At 71.3% G+C, this 6,180-nt stretch carries 5 protein-coding genes and 1 pseudogene; 2 read left to right on the top strand and 4 right to left on the bottom strand.

Annotation, left to right across the window (positions count from 1 at the left end; translation table 11 throughout):
• Positions 1–65: 65 nt before the first annotated feature.
• From E1281_RS35980 to E1281_RS35970, 3 genes are all read right to left on the bottom strand, one after another.
• Positions 66–1,133: a HAMP domain-containing sensor histidine kinase gene (locus tag E1281_RS35980; protein ID WP_243717744.1), complete on the bottom strand. Its 1,068-nt coding sequence runs from the start codon at positions 1,131–1,133 to the stop codon at positions 66–68.
• Positions 1,130–1,831, bottom strand: coding sequence for a response regulator transcription factor (locus tag E1281_RS35975; protein ID WP_165959254.1), 702 nt, complete (start codon positions 1,829–1,831; stop codon positions 1,130–1,132). The genes E1281_RS35980 and E1281_RS35975 overlap by 4 nt, the downstream gene beginning before the upstream one ends.
• Before the next feature lie 79 nt (positions 1,832–1,910).
• On the bottom strand, positions 1,911–3,392 hold the full coding sequence (locus E1281_RS35970) for a glutamate--cysteine ligase (protein ID WP_131884171.1): 1,482 nt from the start codon (positions 3,390–3,392) through the stop codon (positions 1,911–1,913).
• Positions 3,393–3,548: 156 nt separating this feature from the next.
• Between E1281_RS35970 and E1281_RS35965 the strand changes: the two genes are divergently transcribed.
• Positions 3,549–4,892 (top strand): ATP-binding protein, encoded by a 1,344-nt coding sequence (locus tag E1281_RS35965; RefSeq protein ID WP_131884170.1) that lies wholly within the window; start codon positions 3,549–3,551, stop codon positions 4,890–4,892.
• Between the two features lie 128 nt (positions 4,893–5,020).
• Here E1281_RS35965 and E1281_RS35960 read toward each other — a convergent pair whose 3' ends face one another.
• The gene (locus E1281_RS35960; RefSeq protein WP_131884169.1) at positions 5,021–5,569 is read right to left on the bottom strand and encodes a YceI family protein; all 549 of its coding nucleotides are present in this window, start codon (positions 5,567–5,569) and stop codon (positions 5,021–5,023) included.
• 286 nt (positions 5,570–5,855) lie between these two features.
• On the opposite strand from E1281_RS35960, the pseudogene E1281_RS35955 reads away from it, so the two are divergent.
• Positions 5,856–6,180 (top strand): annotated as a pseudogene (locus E1281_RS35955) (hypothetical protein); the annotation flags it as partial.

The raw sequence follows: 6,180 nt of genomic DNA, 5'->3' as shown, positions 1-6,180 counted from the left end.
GGGAGGGGTGTCCGGGGTGCCGGGTGGCGTTGAGGGTTCTTCGGACGGGTCCTTCGGTGGGTTCGTCATGTGGGGTCTCCCGGTTCTGAGGGGATCACGAGGCGTATGCGGCAGCCGCTCGGGGTGTCCAGGACGGTGATGTCGCCGCCGTGCAGGTCGGTCGCCCAGCTCGCGATGGCGAGGCCGAGGCCGGTGCCGCCACCCGGCGTCCCGGCGCGGGGGCCGGACACGGAGCCGCGGGAGAAGCGTTCGAAGACACGGGCGCGCTCCTGGGGTGGGATGCCGGGTCCTTCGTCGGCTACTTCGATGACGAGGACGCCGGGGATGTTCCCGGCGTGCGCCGTGACGGTGACGGGCCTGCCGGGCGGGCCGTGCCGGGCGGCGTTGTCGAGCAGGTTCGCGACGATCTGGTGGAGCCGGTCGCGGTCTGCGGCGGCGTGCAGGCCGGGCGCGACATCGGACTCGAACACGGCGTCCGGGTGGCCGGCGGCGGCCTCCGCGGTGACGTCGGCGATGAACGCGGCCACGTCGATGTCGGCGATGTCGAGCGTCGCCGCGCCCGCCTCGACCCGCGACAGGTCCAGCAGCTGCGTGACGAGGCGGCCGAGCCGCTCGGTCTGGTCCAGCGCCGATTCGAGGACGTCGGGTGTGGGGGGCGTGACGCCGTCCGCGACGTTCTCCAGGACGGCCCGCAGCGCGCTGATCGGGGTGCGCAGCTCGTGCGACACGTTCGCGACGAACTCGCGGCGCTGCCGGTCGACCTCGGCGAGGTCGGCCGCCATCCGGTTGAACGCCTGCGCCAGCTCGCCCACCTCGTCACGGGAGGTGGCGCGCACCCGGCGGCTGTAGTCGCCGCGCGCCATCGCCCGCGCCGCCGCCGTCATCTCCCGCAGCGGCGCGGTCATCCCGTGCGCGACGAGCTGGATCACCACGACCGCGATGAGCAGGCCGACCGGCATCGTCTCCCGCGCCCGGAACCCCAGCGGGTACCCCCACAGGACGATCAGGACGGCGACGCAGGCGGTGACGACCACCACGACGCCGAACTTCACCTTGATCGACCGCAGCGGGTCCAGCGGGCGGGGCAGTTTCGCCCACAGCCTGTGGACGGCGCTCCGCCCCTCGGCGGTCACGGCGAGACCTCCAGGCTGTAGCCGACGCCGTGGACGGTGCGGATCAGCCCCTGTCCGAGCTTCCGCCGCAGCGCCTTGACGTGGCTGTCGACGACCCGGGTCCCGGACGCGTCCGCCCAGTCCCAGACCTGTTCCAGCAGGACGGCGCGGGTCAGCACCGTCCCCTGGTTGCGCATGAGGCAGGTGAGCAGGTCGAACTCGATCGGCGTGAGATGGACCTCGCGGCCGTCTCTGCGGACTTTCCGGGCACGCTGGTCGACCTCCAGCTCGCCCAGCCGCACCGGGCCGCCGGCCGCCGGGTCCGCCGCGGCGTCCACCCGTGGCCGGTCGACCCGCCGCAGCACCGCGCGGATGCGGGCCACGAGCTCGCGCATGCTGAACGGCTTGGTCACGTAGTCGTCGGCGCCGACGCCGAGGCCCACGATGAGGTCCGTCTCGTCGTCGCGGGCCGTCAGCATCAGCACCGGGACGGGACGTTCCGCCTGCACGCGCCGGCAGACCTCCAGGCCGTCGAACCCGGGCAGCATCACGTCCAGCACGATGAGGTGCGGCTCGAACGCGCGAGCCCGCTCGACGGCCGAGGGGCCGTCGCCGGCGATCTCGACGCCGAACCCCTCGGCCCTCAGCCGGTCGGTCACCGCCCGCGCGATCGTCGGCTCGTCCTCGACGACCAGGATCCGCGTCCCGTTGTCACTCACGGAACGAGACTCTAGAAGCCCGATATGGAGGCGGCGGGCGGGACATGTGCAGGACTTGTGAAGATCAGGCCGGTCGGGATCAGGGGCCGATGGGCCAGGTGTGGACCGGGTCGTTGTGGCCCATGTGGTCCACGTAGGAGCGGGTCATCATGCGCAGGGCCTCGTGCCTGGGCGTGCCGAAGGACTCCTCGATGGACCGCACCGTGTTGATCTGCCAGGCGGCGCCGGTCTGGCCGGTGACGCAGCGGCGTTCGATGATGCCGAGGAGGCGGTCGCGGCGGACGGGGTCGACGCCCCAGCGCTGGAGGCCCTCGTGGGCGAGGGGCAGGAGTTTCCGGAGGATGAGTTCGGAGGCGGGGACTTCGCCCAGGCCGGGCCAGTACAGGATGGAGTCGAGGCCGTCGCGGGCGGCGCGGTGCAGGTTGTCCTCGGCGGTGGCGAAGGACATGCGCGTCCAGACGGGACGTTCGTCTTCGGCGAGCATGCGGACGACGCCGTAGTAGAAGGCGCCGTTGGCGACGACGTCCGCGACGGACGGCCCGGCCGGGAGGACGCGGTTCTCCACCCGCAGGTGGGGGCGGCCCTTCACGACCGCGTAGATGGGACGGTTCCAGCGGTAGACCGTTCCATTGTGGAGGGTGAGTTCGCCCAGTTCGGGGATTCCGCCCTCGTCGAGGACGTCCCGGGGCTCTTCGTCGTCGCAAAGGGGCAGCAGGGCCGGGAAGTAGCGGGTGTTCTCCTCGAACAGGTCGAACACGGACGTGATCCAGCGTTCGCCGAACCAGACGCGGGGCCGGACGCCCTGGGCCTTGAGCTCGTCCGGACGCGTGTCGGTGGCCTGCTCGAACAGGCTGATCCGCGTCTCGTGGAAGAGCTCGTGCCCGAACAGGTAGGGGGAGTTGGCGCCCATGGCGACCTGCGGCCCGGAGATGGCCTGGGCCGCGTTCCAGTAGGCGCCGAACTGGTCCGGGCTCACCTGGAGGTGGAACTGGACGCTGGTGCACGCGGCCTCGGGAAGGATGGTGTCGGCGTGCATGTGCAGCGGTTCGGCGCCGTCGATGGCGATGCGCATCTCCTCGCCGCGCGCCGCGAAGATCTGGTCGTTCAGCATCTTGTAGCGGCTGTTGGCCGAGAGGGTCTCCTCCCCGATGTCGGTGCGCCGCAGTGTCGGCAGGATGCCGATCATGGCGAGCCGCCCGCCGACCTCGCGGGCCCGCTCGTCGGCGTGCTGGAGATGGTCGCGGACCTCCGCCTCCAGTTCGCCGGTGCCCTCGCCGCGGAGTTCGCGGGGCGGGATGTTGATCTCCAGGTTGAACTGGCCGAGTTCGGTCGCCCAGGCCGGGTCGGCGATCGCCTTCAGTACGTCCGCGTTGCGCATCAGCGGGTCGCCGATCGCGTCGATCAGGTTCAGCTCGATCTCCAGGCCGATGTGGGGGTGCTCGAAGTCGAACTGAGATTCGCCCAGCATGCGGGCCAGCACGTCGAGGCACCTGCGCACCTTGTCGCGGTACCGACGGCGGTCCTCGCCGCTGATGGTGACCGAAGCCACGTCCCTGCCCATGTGTCCGTCCCTGTGCTCCGGAGGAACCGTCTAAAAACGGGATGTCCCGGTGAGGGGAGGTGAAAACCCGGCACCAATTTCGGGCTCCCCGTTTCATGACCGACCGGTAGCGTGTGTGGATCGTCCGGAATGCGGTAACTCCAGCGGGGAGGGGCCATGCGCCTGCGCCCCCGGTCCATCCGGACCCGGGACACGCTCGTCGCCGCTGTGCTCGCCGCCGTCGTCTTCGGCATCACCGCCGCCGGCGCCGACTTCGCCGTGCGCAGCGCGGTCAAGGCGGAGATTCTCCAGCAGACCCAGGCCGAGGGCCGCAGGGCCAGCGGCGGCGTCCGGGACGGGACGCTGCCGGTCTCCATCCCGGACGAGACCCGCGGCCGCGTCCGGATCCAGGTGATCGCGCCCGGGGGCCGGGTAACGAACGCCACACCGGCCGTAACGGACGAACCGCCGGTGAGCAGACTCTGGCCGTCGAGCAACCTGCGCGTCCGCGACTACACCGAGTGCCACGGTTCCTGGCCGGACCGCGAATGCCTCGTGGTCGAGGCCATCCGCGCGACCACCGCGCCCGGCTCGGTCGTCGTGTACGCGGCGACGCCGATGCCGTCCTACCTGGTGAACGGCCTGCTGGAGGCGGTGCTCGCCGCCGGCGTCCTGCTCCTGGTCGCCCTCGCCGCGCGGATCACCTGGCAGGTCGTCGGCCGCACCCTCGGCCCGGTCGAGGCGATCCGCGCCCAGCTGGCCGAGATCAGCGCCACCGATCTGAGCCGGCGCGTCCCGCAGCCGCCCGGCCAGGACGAGATCGCGCAGCTCGCCCGCACCGCCAACGCCACGCTCGACCGGCTCGAACGCGCGGTCGGGCGGCAGCGGCAGTTCGCGTCCGACGCGTCCCACGAGCTGCGGACCCCGATCGCGGGCCTGCGCACCAACCTCGAGGACGCGTCGATGCATCCCGACGACAACGACCTGCGGGCCGTCGTCGAGTCGGCGCTGCGCGACACCGACCGGCTGGAGTCGATCGTCACCGACCTCCTCCTGCTCGCCCGCATCGGTACCGGCGGGACCAACGGGCAGGAGCGGATCGACCTGTGCGCGCTGGCCGCCTCCGAGGTCGGCCGCCGCGCGTTCACGCTGAAGGTCGGCACGGTGTTCACCGGGGACGTGCGGGTGCGCGGCGTGCGCATGCAGCTCGTCCGGCTGCTGGGGAACCTCCTGGACAACGCCGAACGCTTCGCGAGCTCATCGATCACGGTCGAGGTGACCCGGGCGGACGGCGAGGCGCTGCTCACCGTCACCGACGACGGCCCCGGCATCGCGCCCGCCGATCGCGAGCGCGTCTTCGAGCGCTTCACCCGCCTCGACAGCGCCCGCAGCCGCGGCGCCGGCGGCACGGGCCTCGGCCTGGCGATCGCCCGCGAGATCGCGCACGCTCACGGCGGCACCCTCCGCGTCGCCGACCACCCCGAGGGCGCCCGCTTCGCCCTCTCCCTCCCCCTCGCCTAGACCTCGTTGACTTGCGGCGTGTTGTTGCTTCCGGCCCGCTCGTAACAACAACACGCCGCAAGTCGACGCAGACGCGCGAAGAGCCGTCCACAGGGGTGTGGACGGCTCTTCGCGGCTCGCGGGACGGGTCAGGCGCGCACGGCCTGGACCTCAAGCTGGAGGTCGACCTTGTCGCTGAGCAGGGCCTTCTCGCCCTTCAGCGGGATGTTGAACTCGATGCCCCAGTCCTTGCGGTTGATCGTGGCCTCGGCGGAGAAACCGGCGCGCGTCCCGCCCCAGGGGTCCTCGCCGACGCCGTTGAACTCGACCCGGAGGCTCAGCGGACGGGTGACGTCCTTGATGGTCAGCTCGCCGTCCAGGTAGTACTCGCCGCCCTCGGCGCGCACGCCCTTGGTGTTGAAGGTCATGGTCGGGTACTTCTCGACGTCCAGGACGTCGGCGGTCCGCACGTGCGCGTCCCGCTCGGCGTTGCGGGTGTCGAGCGAGGCCATCTTGATCTCGGCCGTGGCCGTCGACTCGCCCAGCTCCTCGGCGATCTGCACGGACCCGGTGAACTCGGTGAACGTCCCGCGCACCTTGGTCATCAGGTGGCGGATGACGAAGGTGATCTCCGAGTGCGCGGGGTCGATGTTCCAGGTTCCGGCGGTCAGCTCGGGTGCGACGGCGGCGATGCTCATGGTGACTCCTGTGCGTGATGTGTTTGAAACTTCAACGACCTCTGCCGAGGTTAGTTGAGGGTTCAAACACATGTCAATCCCCGATTTGTTCCCAGGTATCCCGTGGTGCGCGATGCCCGGCAAAGGTCCACGTCGGAGCACGGATTCACGGTCCGCAACAGGGGCCACACTCCGTGCAACCCCAGTGTGGCTTCGTGCGTAATCACTGGGCGCAGAGGCGAGTCGGAGGAACGGCGGGGGACGAGGAGATCCGTGCCTCCGGCATCCATGACCATCGGGAGTACCAGTGAGCGACGAGATACCACGCGGCGCGGCGCGCCCACACGACGGGCCCGTCCGGGGCGCGGCCGCACTGGCGGTCATCGCCATCCTCGTGACCGGCTGCGGAGGAGGGCAGGAGCCTGTCGGCGCCACGTCCTCGGCGGAGGGAGGCGAGAGCGCGCTGCCCCAGGCCACCACCTACACCACGCTGGACGGCCTGCCGCGCGACCCGGCGCCGTCCGCCGACGTGGACGGGACGGTGGTGCACCCGAACGAGACGGCCCCCGTGTCGGCGAAGCCCGCCGCCCCCGCCGTCGCCGAACTGCCGGCCACCCAGCTCAAGGGCCCGA

The sequence above is a fragment of the Actinomadura sp. KC345 genome (assembly GCF_004348515.1).
Taxonomy (GTDB): domain Bacteria; phylum Actinomycetota; class Actinomycetes; order Streptosporangiales; family Streptosporangiaceae; genus Spirillospora.
This window is presented reverse-complemented; position numbering and strand designations above follow the sequence as displayed.